Source organism: Paraburkholderia sp. GAS333, assembly GCF_050435665.1.
Taxonomy (GTDB): Bacteria; Pseudomonadota; Gammaproteobacteria; order Burkholderiales; family Burkholderiaceae; genus Paraburkholderia; species Paraburkholderia fungorum_A.
Window position 1 is genome coordinate 1 of sequence record NZ_JBNDKS010000012.1, and the last position, 19438, is coordinate 19438.

At 58.7% G+C, this 19438-nt stretch carries 18 protein-coding genes and 2 pseudogenes; 8 read left to right on the forward strand and 12 right to left on the reverse strand.

Features of this window, described 5'->3' with window-relative positions:
- Positions 1–7: 7 nt before the first annotated feature.
- Positions 8–199, forward strand: a pseudogene (locus ABH945_RS34140) (IS5/IS1182 family transposase); the annotation flags it as partial.
- Here ABH945_RS34140 and ABH945_RS34145 read toward each other — a convergent pair.
- Positions 199–402: pseudogene (locus ABH945_RS34145) on the reverse strand (IS30 family transposase); the annotation flags it as partial. The pseudogenes ABH945_RS34140 and ABH945_RS34145 overlap by 1 nt on opposite strands.
- 923 nt (positions 403–1325) lie before the next feature.
- Between ABH945_RS34145 and ABH945_RS34150 the strand changes: the two are divergent.
- Together ABH945_RS34150 and ABH945_RS34155 are read left to right on the forward strand one after the other, a co-directional pair.
- Positions 1326–1562, forward strand: coding sequence for a four-helix bundle copper-binding protein (locus tag ABH945_RS34150; protein ID WP_429253661.1), 237 nt, complete (start codon positions 1326–1328; stop codon positions 1560–1562).
- A 117-nt stretch (positions 1563–1679) separates the two neighbouring features.
- The gene (locus ABH945_RS34155) at positions 1680–2516 is read left to right on the forward strand and encodes an alpha/beta fold hydrolase (protein ID WP_429253566.1); all 837 of its coding nucleotides are present in this window, start codon (positions 1680–1682) and stop codon (positions 2514–2516) included.
- Positions 2517–2946: 430 nt separating this feature from the next.
- Here the strand turns inward: ABH945_RS34155 and ABH945_RS34160 are convergent, their stop codons facing one another.
- From ABH945_RS34160 to ABH945_RS34170, 3 genes are all read right to left on the reverse strand, one after another.
- Entirely contained in the window at positions 2947–3315 is a 369-nt protein-coding gene (locus ABH945_RS34160) for a response regulator transcription factor (protein ID WP_429253567.1), read from the reverse strand.
- Positions 3316–3391: 76 nt separating this feature from the next.
- The gene (locus ABH945_RS34165; protein ID WP_429253568.1) at positions 3392–4177 is read right to left on the reverse strand and encodes a response regulator transcription factor; all 786 of its coding nucleotides are present in this window, start codon (positions 4175–4177) and stop codon (positions 3392–3394) included.
- Positions 4110–5618 (reverse strand): ATP-binding protein, encoded by a 1509-nt coding sequence (locus ABH945_RS34170; RefSeq protein WP_429253569.1) that lies wholly within the window; start codon positions 5616–5618, stop codon positions 4110–4112. Before ABH945_RS34170 ends, ABH945_RS34165 begins: the two co-directional genes overlap by 68 nt.
- Positions 5619–6091: 473 nt before the next feature.
- Here ABH945_RS34170 and ABH945_RS34175 point away from each other — a divergent pair, with 473 nt between their 5' ends.
- Together ABH945_RS34175 and ABH945_RS34180 are read left to right on the forward strand one after the other, a co-directional pair.
- Positions 6092–6523, forward strand: a complete 432-nt coding sequence (locus ABH945_RS34175; protein ID WP_429253570.1) for a hypothetical protein — start codon at positions 6092–6094, stop codon at positions 6521–6523.
- A 52-nt stretch (positions 6524–6575) separates the two neighbouring features.
- Positions 6576–6833 carry a hypothetical protein gene (locus ABH945_RS34180; protein WP_429253571.1) on the forward strand — a complete coding sequence of 86 codons (258 nt, stop codon included), beginning with the start codon at positions 6576–6578 and terminating at the stop codon, positions 6831–6833.
- Between the two features lie 78 nt (positions 6834–6911).
- Here ABH945_RS34180 and ABH945_RS34185 read toward each other — a convergent pair whose 3' ends face one another.
- A complete protein-coding gene (locus ABH945_RS34185) occupies positions 6912–7400 on the reverse strand; it encodes a hypothetical protein (protein WP_429253572.1) in 489 nt (162 codons plus the stop codon).
- 307 nt (positions 7401–7707) lie between these two features.
- Here ABH945_RS34185 and ABH945_RS34190 point away from each other — a divergent pair, with 307 nt between their 5' ends.
- From ABH945_RS34190 to ABH945_RS34200, 3 genes are read left to right on the forward strand one after another with little or no spacing between them, the layout of a single operon-like run.
- Complete coding sequence (locus ABH945_RS34190) at positions 7708–10059, forward strand: FdhF/YdeP family oxidoreductase (protein WP_429253573.1); 2352 nt, start codon at positions 7708–7710, stop codon at positions 10057–10059.
- Positions 10046–11443, forward strand: coding sequence for a cytochrome ubiquinol oxidase subunit I (locus tag ABH945_RS34195; RefSeq protein ID WP_429253574.1), 1398 nt, complete (start codon positions 10046–10048; stop codon positions 11441–11443). Before ABH945_RS34190 ends, ABH945_RS34195 begins: the two co-directional genes overlap by 14 nt.
- A 25-nt stretch (positions 11444–11468) precedes the next feature.
- On the forward strand, positions 11469–12458 hold the full coding sequence (locus ABH945_RS34200) for a cytochrome d ubiquinol oxidase subunit II (protein ID WP_429253575.1): 990 nt from the start codon (positions 11469–11471) through the stop codon (positions 12456–12458).
- Between the two features lie 520 nt (positions 12459–12978).
- Here ABH945_RS34200 and ABH945_RS34205 read toward each other — a convergent pair.
- From ABH945_RS34205 to ABH945_RS34235, 7 genes are all read right to left on the reverse strand, one after another.
- On the reverse strand, positions 12979–13392 hold the full coding sequence (locus tag ABH945_RS34205) for a DUF3331 domain-containing protein (RefSeq protein ID WP_429253576.1): 414 nt from the start codon (positions 13390–13392) through the stop codon (positions 12979–12981).
- A 96-nt stretch (positions 13393–13488) separates the two neighbouring features.
- Positions 13489–13731, reverse strand: a complete 243-nt coding sequence (locus ABH945_RS34210; RefSeq protein WP_429253577.1) for a hypothetical protein — start codon at positions 13729–13731, stop codon at positions 13489–13491.
- Entirely contained in the window at positions 13718–14671 is a 954-nt protein-coding gene (locus tag ABH945_RS34215; RefSeq protein WP_429253578.1) for a helix-turn-helix domain-containing protein, read from the reverse strand. Before ABH945_RS34215 ends, ABH945_RS34210 begins: the two co-directional genes overlap by 14 nt.
- A 332-nt stretch (positions 14672–15003) precedes the next feature.
- Entirely contained in the window at positions 15004–15690 is a 687-nt protein-coding gene (locus tag ABH945_RS34220) for a response regulator transcription factor (RefSeq protein ID WP_429253579.1), read from the reverse strand.
- The gene (locus ABH945_RS34225; RefSeq protein WP_429253580.1) at positions 15683–17503 is read right to left on the reverse strand and encodes a PAS domain-containing sensor histidine kinase; all 1821 of its coding nucleotides are present in this window, start codon (positions 17501–17503) and stop codon (positions 15683–15685) included. Before ABH945_RS34225 ends, ABH945_RS34220 begins: the two co-directional genes overlap by 8 nt.
- A 292-nt stretch (positions 17504–17795) precedes the next feature.
- Positions 17796–18233, reverse strand: coding sequence for a PRC-barrel domain-containing protein (locus ABH945_RS34230; protein ID WP_429253581.1), 438 nt, complete (start codon positions 18231–18233; stop codon positions 17796–17798).
- Positions 18234–18419: 186 nt separating this feature from the next.
- Positions 18420–19379, reverse strand: coding sequence for a biotin/lipoyl-binding protein (locus ABH945_RS34235; protein ID WP_429253582.1), 960 nt, complete (start codon positions 19377–19379; stop codon positions 18420–18422).
- Between the last annotated feature and the right edge of the window lie 59 nt (positions 19380–19438).

The window sequence follows — 19438 nt, forward strand, 5'->3', positions numbered from 1 at the left end:
GTGACTCATGAAGCGATTCGTTGAAGGCGATGACCGCAAGCAGGTCGCACTACTTCCCGAATGCGTCGATGATTACATTGGCCAGGACAACCCGGTAAGGGTGATGGATGCCTTCGTCGACGAACTGAACCTGGCCGAACTCGGCTTCAACGGTACCACGCCGGCGCTCACAGGTCGCCCGTCCTATCATCCGGGCGTGCGCTCTGCGAGCGTCAATGCCTGTGGCGCACGATGCCTTTGCGGCGGCTGGATGCCACCGTTCTCCGATAGTATTCGCTGAATCGAAGAATGGCCCCGATCAAACAGTTTGGCAATCTGATGAATCGTATCGCCCTTGCGCCATCGGTCCCACATCAGCGCTTTCTGGGTCTCGGAGTAATAGATTCTCGGTCGCTGTTTCACTTGCAACACCTCCGCTGCTCACGCAGATTCTAGGTGTTGCATCGACCGGTTGAATCCGCCGTTCTATTATGGCCAGCTGGTGGAACAAGCATCGACAGGCCGAAGTGGGTCGGGAGTGTGAGTTCATTGATTGAGAAAACGGTCAGGCTGCCAGACCGGACCACCGACTGCAGTAGACCACATTGCTGACGTAGCAGCCGGCCCGTCCCAATGTCGGCAAAGGCCGACCAGCGGTCCTTTGCATTTTCATTTTCCATGGCCTGCATGGTTGTCAGATCGCACCATCGACGCTTAACGCCCCTTGTTCCACAGAACCTCGTCGAAGTTTGCTGTTATAACGCGGTATACCCCACCACTGGTCGCACACCGTCCACGCCAAACCCAAGCTTTCTCCTAGAAGATCAATTCCGACTCAGCGACCCCTGCTTTGCTGGGTCGACCCTCACGTAGCAGGCAGTTCTGCAACGAGGAACCCACCTTCGGCGGCTACGCCTCTGGCAGCATCAATCCCGAGCGAGATAGTAGCTACACAGCCCTTCATCCTCGCTCATTCCTATCATTTGACGTGCCAAAAGCCTGACGCCGCAGTCGTGCCTTTTCGAAAGAAGCCGGGCAAAAAATAAAGCGCTGGCGGCGACCCAGTTTTAGGATTTGTCCTGATGGCAATGACGAATCAATCTCGATGTGACCGCAGCCATCGAGACGCAGGCGACTAGCTCCATGGCAGGAAAGCACGTCACGTGAACCGAAACGGGTCGTCGGCAAGCATTATCAACGTATAGATGTTCAGTCGCATCGCAGATAACTCAGAGGAGTCACGGAATATGCGTAAGCAGGATTCGATCGACGACGCTTTGAACAGTTGCGCCGAAGCATGTGAGATATGTGCATCGGCCTGCATCGCAGAAGGCATGTTACCGGAAATGGAAAGGTGCATTCGAGTGGATCTGGACTGCGCTGCGATCTGTCGCCTCACTTCGACGGCCTTGTCACGGAGTAGCCCTTTCACGCCCGAATTCCGCGATTTATGTGCGCGCCTTTGCGATGCATGCGCGGATGAATGTAGTCGACATTCGGCACAGCATTGCCAGGTGTGCGGTGAAGCTTGTCGCGCCTGTGCTGAAGCTTGTCGCGCGGATTGGCTATGCAATGTCTTATAGCAACTTCGCAAAGTTTGAAGAAACAGCGCCGGACTTTGCGGACGAACGTGAACATACCCCGAAACCAGATTTCGTCAGCCATACCGGCTGTCGGGTCCAACGAAGGAGAGCACTGCAATGAATACAGTTACAACAAAAGATGGAGTTGATATTTTTTATAAAGACTGGGGTCCCAAGGACGCTCAGCCAATCTTCTTCCATCATGGCTGGCCCTTGAGTTCGGACGACTGGGACACGCAGATGCTCTACTTCCTGAGCAAAGGCTTTCGGGTAATCGCCAGTGACCGTCGCGGTCACGGACGCTCAAGCCAGGTGAGCGACGGTCACGATATGGATCACTACGCTGCCGACGCATCGGCAGTTGTCGAGCACCTCGACCTGAAAAATGTGATTCACATCGGCCACTCCACTGGCGGCGGTCAGGTCGCGCGTTACGTCGCGAAATATGGCCAACCGCAGGGCCGGGTAGCTAAAGCCGTGTTGGTCAGTTCGGTTCCGCCACTGATGCTCAAGACCGAGAGCAATCCGCAGGGCACGCCAATGGAAGTTTTCGACAACTTCCGCAGCGCCCTCGCCGCCAATCGCGCGCAGTTTTATGTCGATGTGGCGAGCGGCCCATTCTACGGTTTCAACCGTCCCGGCGCGAAGATCTCACAGGGAGTAATCGATAACTGGTGGCGTCAAGGCATGATGGGGAGCGCCAAGGCGCATTACGAAGGTATCAAGGCGTTTTCCGAAACCGACCAGACCGAAGATCTGAAGTCCATCACTGTCTCCACTCTGGTAATTCAGGGCGACGACGATCAGGTCGTTCCTTATGCGGATGCCAGTCTTCTCCAGGTAAAACTGTTGCAGAACGGGACTCTGAAGATTTACGAGGGTTATCCGCATGGCATGCTCACGACTCATGCCGACGTGATCAACCCTGACCTGCTCGCCTTCATCCAAGGCTGACGGACAGATCGCTCCCGCAGACCATGTAGCGCGTTTGTCACACGCGACGCTCCAAATACACAGTATTTGTCCAGCGGCTGCGTGGCCTGCGCATCGACTCGAACACCAGCTTGAGTGAAGATAGGCCGACTGGAAAATCGTCGGCCTTCAAAATTTCTTACATCTGGAATTTGTGGCCAAGATGGGCGATCGCGGCAAACGCCCCCATCGACTCATAGAATATAAAAAGCTGGACATTTGTCTGTCTGAAACGTCCCCCGACCTACATGGGCTCAGATGCTCGCCGAGCGTCGAGACGACGTTGCGCGCGGGCATCACGTCAATTGCTGACCGCGCCATCGAGCCAGTCGAACCGGGCAAGATATCTTTACGACCTACACTGCGCATCGTCGAATAGCTGGACGATCCGTACGCGTACCACAAACCAGTCCTAGCCGCCTTTCTGCCCGATGGCCAGTTCGATCGAATCAAGCAACAGTTCTTCTTCGAAGGGTTTGCGGAGAAAACCAACCGCGCCATGTTGCATAGCACGTTCGACTGTATCTTCGTCCCCGTGTGCCGACATGAATACGACGGGGATATTCTTGTGTTCCGCGTTGAGTTGACGCTGCACCTCAAGCCCCTGCATCCCTTGCATCCTGACATCGAGCAATACGCATAGCGCCTCGTCGACCACCGGGGACGCAAGAAACTCCTCTCCTGACGAAAACGACACAGTCGTATATCCCACCGCCTTCAGCAGGTTTCCAACGCCACTTCGTACCGAGGCGTCATCGTCGACGATGCAAACAAAGCTCATAGCTGCCAATACTCCAATTGCGCCGACGTAGTAACAGAGAAAAATATCCGGCGCGATATTTACCGCTTCAGAATGCTCATCGCGTCCGACGTATCACTTCCCACATCTGGGCAAGATCGATAAGTGTCTTCGCCCCCATCTTGCTCATCACCCGCCCTTTGTGAACTTTGACCGTCACGTCCTGCGTGCCTAGTTCATGCGCCATGTGTTTGATCATCCTGCCTTTCGCCGCGAGTTCGAAAACATCCATTTCTCGTGGCGTGAGCGACGCGGCCCGCTGCAACACATCGGCATTGAACGCGCGCTCGGTGAGGTTTGCCTCGTCCTGAGCCAACGCTCGCCGGACGGCCTCGATCAGATCCTCGTCGTCTACCGGCTTGGTCAGAAATTCATGAGCCCCAGCCTTGATTGCACGCACCGACATCGGGATCGAGCCGTAGCCGGTCAGGAAAACTACCGGCACCTCGACGCCTTTTTGCGCGAGCTGACTTTGTACGTCGAAGCCGTTCGTGGTTTTCAGGTTCATGTCCAGCAAAATGCACATCGGTACATTCGGCCAGTCTTGCGACCACACCTCCGCAGGCGACGCAAAACTTCTGGCGTTGAAGCCCGCTGAGCGCAACAGCCGGACTAGCGCATGACGCACCATTTCCTCGTCGTCAATTACATACACCAACGGTTCGAGTTCCGAAGGAACAGGCATTACAGATTCCAGAAAAGATTGGGTTTTGAGTGCCACTATCGTACCTGAGACCCAATGCCGGAAGCACCTCTCCAGACTACGAACGCCGATTTCAGCGCGACGCGGCGGATTCCATTGAATATTTCCCAACAGGTGTGTCGGCGCCGAAAATCCGACCATAGGGCTGCTCGTAAGCGGGCGCCATATAGTTCGCTTTTCTCGCCAGAACTTCGTCTGCTTCGTCCGATCCGTACAGCTTGAGCAACGCGTATTCCCGCATTGACTCCAATAAGAAATATTCCTTGGTCCGACTATCGAAAGTTGTCATCAGAAAACACTTTGAGGCGAGGCCGACGATCGCCTCCGTAATATCGTTGTGCGTCATCCGTCCGCACGCGGCAATTTCACAGGCTGCGTCGAGTGAGAACCGGGCCTGAAACACGCCGAGCCGGTGAAGCACTACCCGCTCCGTGTCGCTCAGAAGCCGATAGCTCCAGTCGAGTGCCGCCTCAAGCGTTTGCTGCCGCGGCGGCGCCGTTCGGCGACCGCCCGTCAGTGACTGGAAACGATCGTCGAGTTCGGCAACCAGTTTGCGAATGCCGAAAATCGCCGCGCGGGAAGCAGCCAGTTCAAGCGCAAGCGGCAGACCATCCAACCGCCGGCAGATCGTGGCGACCATCTCGAGACTACCCCGGTCGTTCTGGACCGGAGTGTTGAGTGCATTCATCTGGGCAACGAACATACGAACCGAGCCGCAGGCAAGTATCGCCTGCGAGCTTGCGCCTTCATCGGGCGTTTCTAGCGGTGTCACCCAGTAGAACCTTTCGTCGTACGTCCGCAGTGGCTCGCGGCTTGTCGCCAAAATTCGAAGTTCAGCACTGGCTTGCACGAGCAATTCGCAAATGGTAGCGGCCGATTCGATCACATGCTCGCAATTGTCCAGCAGCACCAGCAGCTTACGGCCGCGAACCGCATCGAATAGGCAATCCAGTGGAACGACGCTGCCGGTATGCGAAACCCCCAGCGCCTGCGCGACGGTTTCGACGACGCTCTGCGCGTCATTCACGGAGGCCAGCGTGATAAAACATACCTCCCAGTCTGAAGCCGCTGCAATCGACTTCGCCACCGCAATACCGAGTTGCGTTTTGCCGATCCCGCCTGGGCCGAGCAAGGTGACAATCGGTGTGGCTTTCAGCGCCCCGCTGAGGTCGGCGATCGCATCGTCACGACCAATCAGCGGCGTGTAACACAGCGGCAAACCACTTGACCGCGACGGACGCGCACGCGCTGTCGTGGCCATGTCCCGCGCGCCGACGGAGTCGTCTACTTCGACCACCGGCATCATCAAACGGTAGCCGCGGCCGGAAATCGTACGGATCACCTGGCTGCCGGCGCCGAAAATCCTTCTCAGCGCCGATAGCTGCACGTGAATATTATTTTCCTCCACTACCGAGTTTGGCCAGACGTGCCGAAGAATCTCATCCTTCGTAACCGTTTTTCCCGCTGCACGAATCAGCAGTTCAAGGATATCGAACGCGCGCGAGCCAAGCTGAAGCAGTTGGCCCTCCAGATACACCTCGCGCATTTCCAGCGACACTAAGATTCGACCGATCTTGATCATGCTGCACTCACGCCTGGTTGATTCTCGGGACGGGCAGGTTCTGGTGCTTAACCCGTTGCGCCGACGAAGCCTAAGCGTGGCTTGCGTCGTGAGAACCATAGTAATTGGGAAAATCCTCCGGAACCATTATCCATTGGGATACGATCGGCGCCGCCACTGCGCATCTTGCGTCCCTCTCGAATCAAGCGCGGCCGCGCTGGTAGCCGCTTCCAGTGCTTACCAGACGGCAAGTGCGCAGGTTCGCATCACACCAAAGTATGACTCCGTCATGCGCGCGGCCTGGCCGCCTACCCCAACGCGATTCCGGTTCGCCGGAGCGAGATTGCGGCGAGTTCGCCAGTCACGTGCAAATCGACAAGCGATCGTGCCGCAGTGAAAGATTCGTCCCGCTCAGACCACGATACTGGCTTCGTCAACCCTCCCCATCAGTCTAGTTGCGCAACCCTTCGCGGTCCGCGTCCGGAGAACACAACATGTGCACCGTGAAAGCCCACTGGTACCGACCCGCCTATGGTTATGCCGCTGCCGCATTCTGCGCGGCGATCACGGCGTGGGGAGCAGCGAGTGCCCCGCCCACTCTCGGCATCATGCAGGCGCTCTCCCAGACCGACCGCGACACGCAATTGCCACTCGAGCGGTTTGCGATCGACGCCGACCATATGGGTGCCTCATCGTCGTTAGCGCAGGTTTCCAGGCCGCCGCGCCCGGCGATCTCGCGTCAGTCGTTGCAGCCACTGCCACGGCAGGCCGCGCAACCGTCGGCACCGAGTCGGCGCATCAGTTCCTATCCGCAGAGTTTGGCTGCACAGCCGGACCACGACACTGTCAGATCAATCACCTCTCACCGCAACCGCGGATCACATGGCTATTTCCATAAAATCGACGACTGGAAGTACTGGACGTAGCGCCTCTTCTTCCTGATCCAGCCGATAAAAAACGAATCATCGGAGGTAACTCATGACCGACACATCGCATCAATTTGCCGCGATCGAAAAAGTCACGCCCGCAATAGCGCTCGCGGACGCCAGGATCTCGCGCTGGTCGGCCGGTCTGATGGCCGAGCGGCGGCTCGTCTGCGAATTCGACGGGACACAATGGGTGATCGCCGTGGACAAAAGGTACGTTGCCCGCGAGTCCACGTTCGAAGCCGCCCTCCACAGCGCCTATGCGATGACGCGAGCGTTGCGGGCGCTGGACCAAGTTCGGGCCGCCTGAACCGCCCGGGACGGCATCCGGGAAGAAAGGGGGAAGCGGAGAACGGCACTCAGCGCCGCCAGGGCGCCCCTCCCGGGTTCATTCCTCGGCGGGATACACGCCGGCCGACACGAGGCAAACAAAGGCGGTAGCCTTCAACATGCACTCCACCGAAGACAGAACGAATCCCAGCGGAAACACCCGATACTCGAGCGGCAGGCTGAAGGCCACCGCCATCAGACCGATCGTGCAGAGAAATGCGTATGCGACCCGCGCCACGCGGCTGCCGGCCAGCACAAAGCCGACCAGCGCAACCCACAACAGCTTCGCCGCAACGCAGGTGATCGCGTCTCGCGTGGACGTGCTAATCCACATTTCGAACGGTAACTCGAATACTGACCAGACTGCAGTTGCGATGACGATCCGGCGCGTCCAGCGACCGAGCGATCCCGCACCGATCAGCTCGGCCGGTTGGTCCAGCAGCGCCGTCCGAGGCGGCCGATCGACTGCGTCGGTTTGCCCAATGACCTGCACGGGACGCGCATTACCGGCGTCGATGTCGTGGTGCGATTGGTCCAGATATCCCATGATGATGCTCCGGTCGTGCTCAATTGACGGTGTGCGGTGACTTGCGAGAAACACGGCTCGGCGGCGCTAACTTCGCGTGGCGTCGCCAGCTGAAAGCCATTATTCGTCGAGGGATTGCACCGTTCTTTTCAGAACGCCTGCAGGGTTTCAAAAATGCACTGAGTGAGTTGCTGTGCCGCAACCCGAACGTCAGAGGGTGACATCCAGCGTGCGAATCTGAAATCGACGGGCATTTGGACAAGCGCCGTACGCGACATCAGTTCACTCTTCGGCCATGGGTTCCTCAACGAGACACCAGGATACGGTCATGGCTGACGAGAAGACGATACGCATCTACAGCGAGCCAGCCGGCGGCTGGGGCGCACTGAAAGCGACCGGAGACGCACTCGCGATACAGGGCGTGGCCGTTTCGGGGGCGAAGACACTACTGCGGATGAATCAGCCGGAGGGCTTCGACTGCCCAGGTTGCGCCTGGCCCGATGCAAAACACACCTCGTCGTTCGAGTTCTGCGAAAACGGTGCCAAAGCCGTGGCATGGGAAGCAACCGCTTTCCGCTGTACGCCCGATTTCTTCGCGACGCACAGCGTTTCCGAACTGACTGCCTGGGATGACTACGATCTTGAAATGGCCGGTCGCCTGACTCATCCGATGGCCTATGACCAGGCCACCGATCGCTATTTGCCGATCGAGTGGGACGATGCCTTCGCCCTGATCGCAAGACATCTGAAAGGGCTTGATAGCCCGAACCAGGCGGACTTCTATACCTCCGGACGCGCCTCCAACGAGGCTGCGTTTCTCTACCAGATCTTCGTGCGCGAATTCGGTTCGAACAACTTTCCCGATTGCTCGAACATGTGTCACGAAGCGACCAGCGTCGGCCTGCCCGAATCGATCGGTGTTGGCAAAGGCACCGTGTTACTGGAAGATTTCGAAGAAGCCGATGCGCTTTTCATCTTCGGCCAGAATCCGGGCACAAACAGTCCGCGCATGATGAGCGATCTGCATAGCGCTTCGCGACGTGGCGCGAAGATCGTGTCATTCAACCCGTTCCGCGAACGCGCACTGGAACGCTTCGCGTCTCCGCAGAATCCGCTGGAAATGGCCACGCTGGGCTTCACGAAGATCAGTACGTTTTTCTACCAGGTCCGCGTGGGCGGCGACGTCGCGGTTCTCAAAGGCATGATGAAAGCGGTGATCGAAGCCGACGACGCGGCCCTGAGCGCAGATCAACCCCGCGTGCTCGACATCGAGTTTATCGACGGACACACGCACGGGATCGATGACCTGCTTGCCGATTTGCGCGCCACCAGTTGGGATGCAATCGTGCAGCAAAGTGGCCTGTCGCGCGACGACATCCAGAACGCCGCCAACATCTACATGAACGCCAGGAACGTGATACTCGTGTACGGCATGGGACTGACTCAACACCATCGCGGCACCGAGACTGTCCAGCAGGTCGCCAATCTGGCACTGTTGCGCGGCAACATCGGCCGTCCCGGCGCGGGCGTGTGCCCGGTACGCGGACATTCGAACGTGCAAGGCAACCGCACGGTCGGCATCACGGAAAAGCCATCGCCGGCATTGCTCGACGGGATCGAGCGCGCCTTCGGATTCCGGGCGCCCGCAGAGCACGGTCACGACGTGATCGCCGCAATCGATTCCATGATGAACGGCCACGCCAAAGTGTTTGTCGCGTTGGGAGGTAATTTCGCCGCTGCGGTGCCGGATTGGGTCCGCGTGCAGGCGGCGATGCGTCAGCTCGAGCTGACCGTCCACATTGCCACCAAACTTAATCGCAGCCACCTGGTGCACGGGAAGGAGGCGCTAATTCTGCCGTGTCTCGGTCGCACCGAAATCGACATCCAGGCAGACGGACCGCAGTCGATCACCGTCGAGGATTCGATGTCGATGGTGCATGCTTCGGGCGGTCGCAACGAGCCCGCCTCGCCACATCTGAAGAGCGAACCGGCAATTGTCGCGGGGATAGCTCGTGCGACGCTGGGCTCCGGGTCGCACGTCGAGTGGGAGCATCTGGTCGCGAGCTACGACCGCATACGCGACAAGATCGAAATGGTCTACCCGATTTTCCAGGCGTACAACGAACGCATTCGTGTGCCGGGCGGATTCCACCTGGCCTCGAGCGCGCGGGAACGTGTGTGGGCCACGAAAACGGGCCGCGCCAATTTCCTCGTTTTCAAAGGGCTCGACGAAGATCCCGTTCAAAGCGATCCTCAGGCACTCTGGCTCACGACTATGCGCAGCCACGATCAATACAACACGACGCTCTACTCCCATTCGGATCGCTACCGCGGCGTGTTCGGCCAACGTGACGTCATCTTTCTGAATTCGCATGAATTGCAGAAGCGGAACTTGCATGCGGGCGATCGCGTGGACGTGTATGCGTTGTCGACCGACGGCATCGAACGGGTGATTCGCAATTTCAAGCTAATCGAATATGTGCTGCCGGACGGTTGCTGTGGCGCGTATTACCCGGAAGTGAATCCGCTCGTTCCGCTCTATGCGTTCGATCAAAAAAGTCGTACACCCTCCTACAAATCCGTGCCGGTCAAGATTGTGTCTGCTGCGTCGGCGGGCGACGAGTCGAGTCACCAGGCTGCTATTGCCGCGACATCTGGAGCACAGCATGCATCTCAGTGACATCCTGGATCTATCTCGTGCACAGTTCGCGATGACGGCCATCTTTCACATCATGTGGCCGATTCTGACCATCAGTCTGTCCGCGTTTCTTGTGCTGATCGAAGTACTGTGGCTGCGAACCGGCAATGTCGGCTATTACCGGCACGCGCGTTTCTGGAGCAGGCTACTGGTCCTGAATTTTGCCGTGGGCGTGGTCAGCGGCATTCCCATGGAGTTTCAGTTCGGCACCAACTGGGCCGGCTTTTCGCGCTACAGCGGACAGTTCTTCGGCAACATTCTTGGCTTCGAAGGCGCGATGGCCTTCATGCTCGAAGCAGGCTTTATCGGTATCATGGTTCTCGGCTGGGGTCGCGTGCCGCGCGGCGTGCATCTGTTTGCGACCTCAATGGTCGCGTTGGGTTCGAGCATCTCCGCATTCTGGATCATGGTCGCCAATTCATGGATGCAAACCCCGGCTGGGGTGACGGTGAAGAACGGCCGGATCGTAGTGACAGACTATGTTGCGGCGATCTTCAACCCGGACATGGTATGGGGCGTCACGCACATGTGGGTAGCGGCGATCGAGACCGGTATGTTCGTGATCGCCGGCATTTCCGCATGGAATCTGTTCCGGCGACGCAACCCGGAATTCTTCGTACAGTCATTCAAGATTGCATTCGTGGTGCTTGCCTTCGCCGCTCCGATTCAGATCTGGCTAGGCGATTCGAGCGGCGGCAGCGTGTTCGCGATGCAGCCCGCCAAAGGCGCCGCGATCGAAGGACATTGGACCACCAATAAGCCGGGCACCGCCGCCTCGTGGTCGCTGCTCGCGTGGCCGAACCAGAAGGAACAGCGCAACGACTGGTCGCTTGAAGTGCCTGGCATGTTGAGCATTCTCGCCACCCATACGCTCGACGGCGAAGTGAAAGGCCTCAAGGATTTCGCCCCCGCCGACCAACCTCCCGCACTGCCCGTGCTCTATTACGCGTTCCGCCTGATGGCAGGCATTGGATTAGCATTCGTGGCGTTGGTCATCTGGACCGCTTACGTCCTGCGCAAAACTCGAGGCAAACTCGACCGACTGCTCGCGCAACGCAAGCTGCTTGTTGCATGGGTGCTGTGTATTCCGCTGCCCTATGTGGCGGTCGAAGCTGGCTGGATTGTTCGCGAGGTGGGGCGTCAGCCGTGGGTAGTTTACGGCCTGCTGCGCACGAAAGACGCGGTGTCGGCCGTGGACGCTTCATCGGTCACGCTGAGCATGGCGATGTTCTTCTGCTTCTATCTTGTGCTGTTGGGCACCTTCTTCGTACTTGCGCGTAACTGGCTACGCGCCGGGCCCGACCTCACGTTGAATCCGCCCACGGCCGTTGCGGCAGAAGCCAACACCAAAGTCACCAACTATTGAATTGTCCCCGATGGAGGGAACGCTCATGGACAACTCCACTCACACGATGCTCGCCATTACCTGGTTCGGCCTGATTGGCCTGATGCTGGTGTTCTACGTGGTCACCGACGGTTTCGATCTCGGCATCGGCATACTCAGCCTGTTGCGCAAACGGCGCGAAGATCACGACGTCATGGTGCAGACAATCGGGCACGTCTGGGACGCCAACGAAACCTGGCTCGTCGTACTCGGCGGCGCTTTATTTGGGGCTTTCCCTGCCGCCTACGCGATGCTTCTGGAGGATCTGTATTTACCGGTCATGTTATTAATTGCCGGGTTGATCATGCGTGGCGCCTCCATTGAATTCCGTCATAGCGCGTCGCGTGGCCCTCTGTGGGACAAAGTGTTCGGCATCGGTAGCCTCGTCGCCGCCGGTGCTCAGGGTGTGATACTCGGCAAGGTGATCACGGGTTTGATTCCCGGCGCTCTCAGCGGTGTGTTCATTGCAGTTTCCGCAGTCGGTGTCGTGGCGGGCTATTCGCTGCTCGGTTCGACCTATCTCGTCAAGAAGACGGTCGGAACAATCGAACAATGGGCACGGCGGCTTGCCCTGCTGAGCGGTTTTGTCACTGTGGCCGCGGCCGTGGCGCTGACTGCAGCGACATGGTTCATCAGCGAGGTCGGGCATGATCGCTGGACGCAACCGGGTGTGTTTCACCTATTGATCGCTCTCGGCCTTGCTGCTGCCTCAGCGTTTGCCTACATCATGGCGTCGCTGTATCTGGGAAGCTCGAATGGCCCGTTTCGCGCGTCAGTTGCCTTGTTCGTGCTGTCGTTCGTGGGACTGGCTGTCAGCCTCTTCCCGGACTTCGTGCCTGGCAAACTTGGCATCGTCGAGGCCGCTTCGGACACATCGACACTGGTGTTCATGTTGATCGGAATCGGGTTGCTTTTTCCGGTGATGATTGGGTATAACTTGTACCAGTACTATATTTTTCGCGGCAAGGTGGTGGGTCATTCCCATGCGGGAGAGTGAGCACTGAGCGCGCCTGCTCTGTTCTCCCGGGCATTCCGCTTACGCTGCTCCTCTATGGGGCAGCGTTTTTGCTTGTTGCAGGGTTCTTCGGCGCACATCGCTGGTAGTGAACTGATGGCGAGAAGCAGTGAGCCTCTCGCCAACCAGATGAACCGCAAAGCACAAGCCAACGCCGGTGAACCTGATGGGCTACGTCCCGATGCTTTTCGATCAGCAGCGACTTGGCGTTTCCTGAAGGCGATAGTTGGAGGGCGATTTAGAGGTTGATCCAGTGGCCGTCCTGCGTGGGAATACACAATCCTGCTCTGGGTACCCAAGCGGAAATCCTTATTTGTTATTTGCCAGCCAGGCGATGAAGGTATTGGCTCCCAAACCTGAACGGGTTAGCCGGCAATAAATGGAAAAGGCGCAACGAGAATTGCGCCTTTTTAAAGGTTCGCGCCGTTGTTTGCGTTTTCTCGAACAACAGCGGTATCGAACTTGGCACCCGCTCCGGCTGTACGGCGAGTATCCGTTCCTCTCAAACCGAAATGGCCTCATTCACCACGTTTCGCAAGATCATCGCCCCAGCATTGAGCGGTGCAGGCCGACAGGGTCTCGGCCGGTAGATGGCGTCACCCGGCCAGATAGCATGGCCGCTCATCGCACACACTCCCGCCGCGCGTGCGCGGGTAGCGTGCCAAACCTGATCCCCATAGGAGCAATGCGTCGAATCTCGCCACACCACCGTGGCAGTCGACTGTGTCGGCCGGTCAATCACATGTACCTGAACATCAAAGCGTTCACCCATCACAGGCAAGTGCGTGTTTTTGCGACGAGCGCGCGCTGCCAACTCGGCGGCGTCGACCGCACCGGAATCCACGTCGCCCGAGAGGACGGACAACGACCCAAGGGTCTGCAGCCACGGATCAGTAATATTCGCTCTCGTCAGCATGATTGCACTCCTGTATCAGATCAGTACATTGGAAACAAACACGGGCTAGCCCGAAACTTTCCGACGCCGTTGCGTCTTCCTTCCACCCATTCGCGCTCAGATCGCGTCCTGCCGGTTCGCCGGCATCACGACGCCGTCTTCAACACCATTTCCGCTACTCGCTGAGAAGGTGACCCCGCCAAATGCCAGCAGCGTACCCATCGCCAACATCTGCGTGGCGGGTGCCCCGCTTGCTGCTCCGACCAACGGCCATCCGTCGTTCATCACCTCGGCAACGGACTGCCGAAAAAACAATTCGCTGACTTCCAGAAATACTTGAATCTGCTTACCGATCGACATTTTCTTTCATCCTCCAGCAATAGGGTGTGTCGCCGACGATGCGCTTGAACACCGTCGTAAAGTGAGCCTGTGAACGGAAGCCACAACTCAGCGCGACATCTAGCACGTTATGTTTCGACTCGCGCAACAGATGTTGTGCATGCTCGATCCGGCGACGCAGCAGGTATTCATGAGGGCGCATGCCCGTCGCACGACGAAACTGCGAAGCGAAATGCATGCGCGTGAGCCCCGCACTGTTAGCGATATCCGCGAGTCCGATCGATTTGGACAAGTGCTCGTCGACGAACTCGATCACGCGGCTGAGGCGCCACGGCTGCAGTGCGCTCGCCTCACGCGTCTGGCGTCCGGTCACGGTGAAATGCCGGGCAATCACGCGCGAAACGATGGCAAGACTCACGCTGTCGGTGAAAACCTTGCCGAGCGCCGCGTCGTCGGATTGAGCAACGGCTAGAGCCTGTCCGAGACGCTCGAGCGCAGGATCGCGCACCAGCTTCGGATCATCGAGACGAATCTCCCCTGCGTGCGGCCGGCCGAACATGTCTTCGAAACATTCGCCCAAAACCTGCTGCGAAGCGAACAGGTGCAATACATCGGCCGGCGATTCGAACACGGCGCTGCAGGCGACGCCCGGCGCGGTGATCTGCACCGCGCCCGCTGTCAGCCTGCCGCGCACAATCGTGTTGCCGCCGTGGGAGAACGTTAGCGAAGTGCACTTGAGATTCATTGCAATGCAGTGATGTGCAGCACTGCCCGAGTTGACGACCTCCAGTGGTTTGGAATCGTTGCGATTCCAGCGCGTCACGAGAATATTGCCGCGCTCGCGCGCCTGACTGTTTTTATCGCTGGGACAACGCCATTGATGTTCCATGCCGATCCGGCTCACCCGACTCTTGCGGACAACATCCATTGCGGGTTCGGCAAACGTCGACGAGCTGATCATGATCCGGTCATCCCATTAAGTGGTGAGAGAGTGGCGGTAAAAGTGCCGCTGCATTGACTCCAAGGTATCGCACGACAGTGCGTCGAACCAGACCTACATACGGTTGCCTGAAACGTCCAATGGTTGAGCCGTTTCATATTCAGGTTTAATCGCTAGAAAACCGCGCGCGCAACGCTACGCGGTGCCCTGCGGAGAGGGGCACCGGAGCGAATCGGAATGGTGAGGAACTGCAGTACTTCTGGAAGCAGAAGCGGTGAACTTTCTATACCCGCGTATGAGTCTATAGCCGCGAGGGGTTCAATCGCGCGCCTGAGCCATGGCCTGACGTGTGATCAGCTGCGCGTGCCACGTGGCGGATTAGGCACGCCTTGTGGCGCATTGATACCGAGCGCTTCTGCCTTGAGCACGAAGTCGGCGAGCGATCGTGCGCCCATTTTGCGCATAGCCTGACCCCGATGAATCTTGACGGTGATTTCGCTCAAATTCAGTTCGCCCGCAATCTGTTTGTTCATCAGACCAGCAGCGACAAAGGCCATGACTTCACGTTCGCGCGCCGTCAGCGATTCATAGCAACGGCGGAGGTCTGCGACGGAGCGGCTGGTCAAAAGGCGCTCCTCGTCACTCGCCAATGCATGCTCGACAGCATCCAGCATGTCCTGATCGCGAAACGGTTTGGCGAGAAAGTCCTTGGCGCCGGCCTTCATTGCCTTGACCGACATCGCGATATCGCCGTGCGCGGTCATGAACACGATGGGTAGTCCCAGTTGGCTCGCCAGCATCTGCTCCTGTACCGCGAGCCCGCTTTGTCCTTTGAGGCGGACGTCCAGGATCAGACAGCTCGGCACTTCCGGCATGTCGAACGCCAGGAATTCCTGCGCCGAACCGAAAGTTTCGACACTGAGGCCCACCGAGCGCAGCAGGTTGCTGACGGCGACGCGCATAGACTCATCGTCGTCCACCACATACACCATCGCGCCGCTCGCGTCCGTGTTCGCCTCGTCGTGCGATTGACTACTCATGACAATTCCCTTCATCGACAGGTAGGACGAACTGCAGTACCGCGCCGCCGGTTGGCGGCGACTCGGCCCAGATACGGCCGCCGTGCGCTTCGACAATCGAGCGGCAGATCGACAATCCCATTCCCATGCCATCAGCCTTCGTGGTGAAGAACGTGTTGAACAAACGTTCCGCGTTTTCTTTGCTGATGCCCGTGCCCGAATCCTGCACGATCACCAGAGCTTGCCCTTCGTCGGAGCGGCGCGTAGCAATCCGCAACTTGCGTGGCCCGGTGACATCCGTCATGGCCTGGACGCTGTTCATGACAAGGTTGACCAGAACCTGCTGCAGTTGAACCCGATCGCAGCATGCCGTCAGCGGTGGCACCGCGAAGTCCAGTTGCAACTCGATGCGATGACGCTCGAGTTCACGCCGCACCAGTTCCACCGACTCTCTGACTATGCCATTCAGGTCCACGATGACCGGCAGACGTTCACGCTTTTTTGCCATCGAACGGATGCGCTGGATCACTTCGTCGGCGCGTTTCGCATCACGAATCATCTGCGCGACCGACTGCACCGCTTCGTCGATGGCCGGCGTGGGCCGGTTCAGCCAACGCAAGGCCGCGCCGCCGCACGTGACGATCGCCGCGATCGGCTGTGTCACTTCGTGCGCGATGGATGCGGCCAACTCGCCGAGCAAGGTGATCCGCGTGACGTGAGCGAGTTCGTCACTCGACCGCGCAAGCGCCTCCTGAGCTCGCCTTGTCTCTGTAATATCCATCAGTGCGCCGACATACTCGGTGCTCCCGGAGTCTGTTGATGCGAGACGGGCGACGAAGTGCACATGTTTCACCTTGCCATCGGGCATGACAAGCCGGTGCTCGATATCGAGTAGCAATTTGCCGCCAGCCGCCTGTTCAAAGACGCCACGCACGCGCGCGAGATCGTCCGGGTGGGTGCGTGAAAAAATGGCTTCGGCGGACGGCAAGCTATCGCGCGAATATTCGAAAATGCGGTAAACCTCGTCGGACCACCACATCTCCACGTCGGGAAAGCGCACGGCTACACTACCCGTGCAACTCAGACGTTCGGCATCGCGCAGGAAGGCTTCGCTGCGTTCAAGCGCCTGCTCGGCCTGCTTGCGTCCGGTAATGTCGTTGTTGGTTGCGAGCACGGCACGCGGAATGCCCTTGGCATCGCGCCACAGCGCGGCACGGCTGGAAATCACGACGACGCTGCCGTCCCGTCGCACGCGACGCAACTCGCCATGCCAGCTACCAGAGTGCAAAAGCTCGGCGCGAACCTGTTCGTACGGAACCGGAAAAGACGTTTGCGTCATCTGTTGCAGCGACTGTCCGATCGCCTGCTGCGCCGTCCAGCCGTACAGCGCCTGGGCCGCATGATTCCAGAAAGTGATGCGGTCGTCCATGTCGTGGACGACGATCGCGTCGTGGGCGAGATTGAGCAGTTCCACCTGCTCCTGCAACGTCGCAGTTATGCCCAAATTTCTCAAAGCGAGCATCGAGGTGGTGGCGATCGCCAACAGGCTTACCGCGCAGCGCGCAATCGCACCACTCGAATAGGCTTCGTCATGCGACATCACAAAGCCAAGGAGCGTGAGCACGACGCAGCCCCAGGTGGCCTTCACCGTCGAAGGACGATTGCCGGTCGAGGCAACCATCAGTACGACCACGACATAGAACACCGCTACGGCAATATCAAGGGGCGTCAGCGCGTCGATCGCGAACACGACAAGCGCGATAACGGAAGCGAGTATCGACGCAAAGCTGACGTCGCCCGGCGTCCAGGAGAAAGCGCGGCGGTAGGCTTTCATAACGGCCGGTTCAATGAGCCGCCGTTCGGCATTGGAGCGCGACAGAACATGGAAGCATGGACATGACGTTCGACACGGGCGTTCGTTGACGAATACCGGTAGCCTGCCCGTCAACCCGACAACCAACGAGGCTGTCAAGGTGGATGACATTCAGACCTACCGGCGACCGATAGCTTGCTATCTGAATGGCATCATGCGCGAGTCCGTGTCCAGGGCGGTACTTATTTTTCCTTAAACATTCCAAATTTTCGCAGACGGCGACCCTACCGGGCCGCCGTTTCATGCTCATCGATCAGTGGTGGCCGTAGTCCTGACGGGCGATCGGGACCGTGCGAACTTTCGAATACTGGAACACGGGCAGCGCCTTGACAACATCTCGTGTAGCGCCCGCCCATACGAGCTTGCCATCGACATAATCCAGCTGCGACATCGGGATCGCCACGTCGTGCTGCGACACGCCGAGGAACTGGTGAGCCGCAACGATCCCGAACGAGACAGCGTTGTCCGGCGCGATGATGATGTCATGCAGGACGCCGACCTTGTCACCGCTGTCGTTATAAATGTTCTTCCCGATCAGGCTCTTCTTGACACTCCAGCCTTCAATAACAAGTTGCGCCTGCTCCACACTGATGCCGATCGGCTGCGCACCAGCAACTTGTGCGTTGGCCGGCTGGCACACTGCGCAAAACGCCGACGCCGTCAAGAGTGCAAATATCCACTTGGCGTTCATGATGATCTTCTCCAGAAGATGGGTTGATTAAAGTTTTTTGGTGGCACGGCACCCGCTTGCGTGCGGCTGCCGCCAGCGTCACGCTGACCAATACTGTGTCGCCATCGCACCCAGGATTCTTTTAAATTCGCACGATTGCGAGCGGGTTCGGCGCGTCGTGCGGCAAGTGTGAGCCACGCGTCTGACTCAAGTGCCGGAGCGCGGCCGAAGTGTGACCGTGCAGGTCATACCCATCGCGAGCCTGATGCCCACGGGAATCTCGTCGAGGTGAATTCGCACCGGCACTCGCTGGGCAAGCCGCACCCATGTAAAAATCGGGTTGACGTCCGCTAGCAGATCGCCACTGCTCGTGGGGTTGTCACGGTCGGCGATCCCGCTGGCCAGACTGTCGACATGCCCCTGGATGTCCTTACCGCCTGACATCAGGCGCACGACAGCATGATCGCCTAAATGCACATTGGGCAGTTTCGTTTCTTCGAAGTAGCCGTAGACCCAGAACGAATGCGAGTCGATCAATGCCATGCGCGCGGTGCCGGCCGACGCGAAATCGCCGGCATACAAGTTCAGGTTGGTGATGAAGCCGTCAGACGGTGCGCGCACTTCGCTGCGGCTCAGATTCAGCACCGCGGTCTGCTGCGCCACCACGGCGGCTTTGACCGCGGCTTGGGCCGCGCCGTAAGCGGCCGCGTCGGCGGAGTAGTCGGATGCAGACTGTTTGGCGACCGACGCCGAATCCAGCCGCGTTTCGTCAGAGATCACGTCGCCGGCCAGGTTGGCTCGTCGCGCCGCCTGAGCGCGCTTCATCGCCAAACTGGATTCGCTCGCCGCCATCCGGGCCTTGGCCTGAGCCATTTGCGCCTGCGCGCGCAGTAGATCGGCGTCGGCCTGTGCAACCGCGTAGTGAAAGCGCGCCGGGTCGAGCACGAACAGAACGTCGCCTTTGCGCACTAACTGGTTATCCTTGACCCGTACCTCGCTGACCAGCCCCGACACGTCGGTGGCGACCTGTACGACCTGTGCGCGGACCCGGCCGTCGCGCGTCCATGGCGAGAACATATAGTCGAGCCACAGCATCCGGACCAGAATGACCGACACGGCGAGAAGCGTAAGCGTAAAAGCTGCGCGCAGGATAGATTGCGTTTTCATCGTGATGGCCTGGCGTAATCGGGAACGGTCAGTAGGTTCATGGAAACAAGTGGCCGGCG

What these genes read in the sequence shown, in the direction of transcription:
- ABH945_RS34150 (WP_429253661.1), top strand. Translation starts at nt 1,326, where the DNA reads ATGGAAAGGTGCATTCGAGTGGATCTGGACTGCGCTGCGATCTGTCGC.
- ABH945_RS34155 (WP_429253566.1), top strand. Translation starts at nt 1,680, where the DNA reads ATGAATACAGTTACAACAAAAGATGGAGTTGATATTTTTTATAAAGAC.
- ABH945_RS34160 (WP_429253567.1), bottom strand. Translation starts at nt 3,315, where the DNA reads ATGAGCTTTGTTTGCATCGTCGACGATGACGCCTCGGTACGAAGTGGC.
- ABH945_RS34165 (WP_429253568.1), bottom strand. Translation starts at nt 4,177, where the DNA reads ATGGTCGGATTTTCGGCGCCGACACACCTGTTGGGAAATATTCAATGG.
- ABH945_RS34170 (WP_429253569.1), bottom strand. Translation starts at nt 5,618, where the DNA reads ATGATCAAGATCGGTCGAATCTTAGTGTCGCTGGAAATGCGCGAGGTG.
- ABH945_RS34175 (WP_429253570.1), top strand. Translation starts at nt 6,092, where the DNA reads ATGTGCACCGTGAAAGCCCACTGGTACCGACCCGCCTATGGTTATGCC.
- ABH945_RS34180 (WP_429253571.1), top strand. Translation starts at nt 6,576, where the DNA reads ATGACCGACACATCGCATCAATTTGCCGCGATCGAAAAAGTCACGCCC.
- ABH945_RS34185 (WP_429253572.1), bottom strand. Translation starts at nt 7,400, where the DNA reads ATGGGATATCTGGACCAATCGCACCACGACATCGACGCCGGTAATGCG.
- ABH945_RS34190 (WP_429253573.1), top strand. Translation starts at nt 7,708, where the DNA reads ATGGCTGACGAGAAGACGATACGCATCTACAGCGAGCCAGCCGGCGGC.
- ABH945_RS34195 (WP_429253574.1), top strand. Translation starts at nt 10,046, where the DNA reads ATGCATCTCAGTGACATCCTGGATCTATCTCGTGCACAGTTCGCGATG.
- ABH945_RS34200 (WP_429253575.1), top strand. Translation starts at nt 11,469, where the DNA reads ATGGACAACTCCACTCACACGATGCTCGCCATTACCTGGTTCGGCCTG.
- ABH945_RS34205 (WP_429253576.1), bottom strand. Translation starts at nt 13,392, where the DNA reads ATGCTGACGAGAGCGAATATTACTGATCCGTGGCTGCAGACCCTTGGG.
- ABH945_RS34210 (WP_429253577.1), bottom strand. Translation starts at nt 13,731, where the DNA reads ATGTCGATCGGTAAGCAGATTCAAGTATTTCTGGAAGTCAGCGAATTG.
- ABH945_RS34215 (WP_429253578.1), bottom strand. Translation starts at nt 14,671, where the DNA reads ATGATCAGCTCGTCGACGTTTGCCGAACCCGCAATGGATGTTGTCCGC.
- ABH945_RS34220 (WP_429253579.1), bottom strand. Translation starts at nt 15,690, where the DNA reads ATGAGTAGTCAATCGCACGACGAGGCGAACACGGACGCGAGCGGCGCG.
- ABH945_RS34225 (WP_429253580.1), bottom strand. Translation starts at nt 17,503, where the DNA reads ATGAAAGCCTACCGCCGCGCTTTCTCCTGGACGCCGGGCGACGTCAGC.
- ABH945_RS34230 (WP_429253581.1), bottom strand. Translation starts at nt 18,233, where the DNA reads ATGAACGCCAAGTGGATATTTGCACTCTTGACGGCGTCGGCGTTTTGC.
- ABH945_RS34235 (WP_429253582.1), bottom strand. Translation starts at nt 19,379, where the DNA reads ATGAAAACGCAATCTATCCTGCGCGCAGCTTTTACGCTTACGCTTCTC.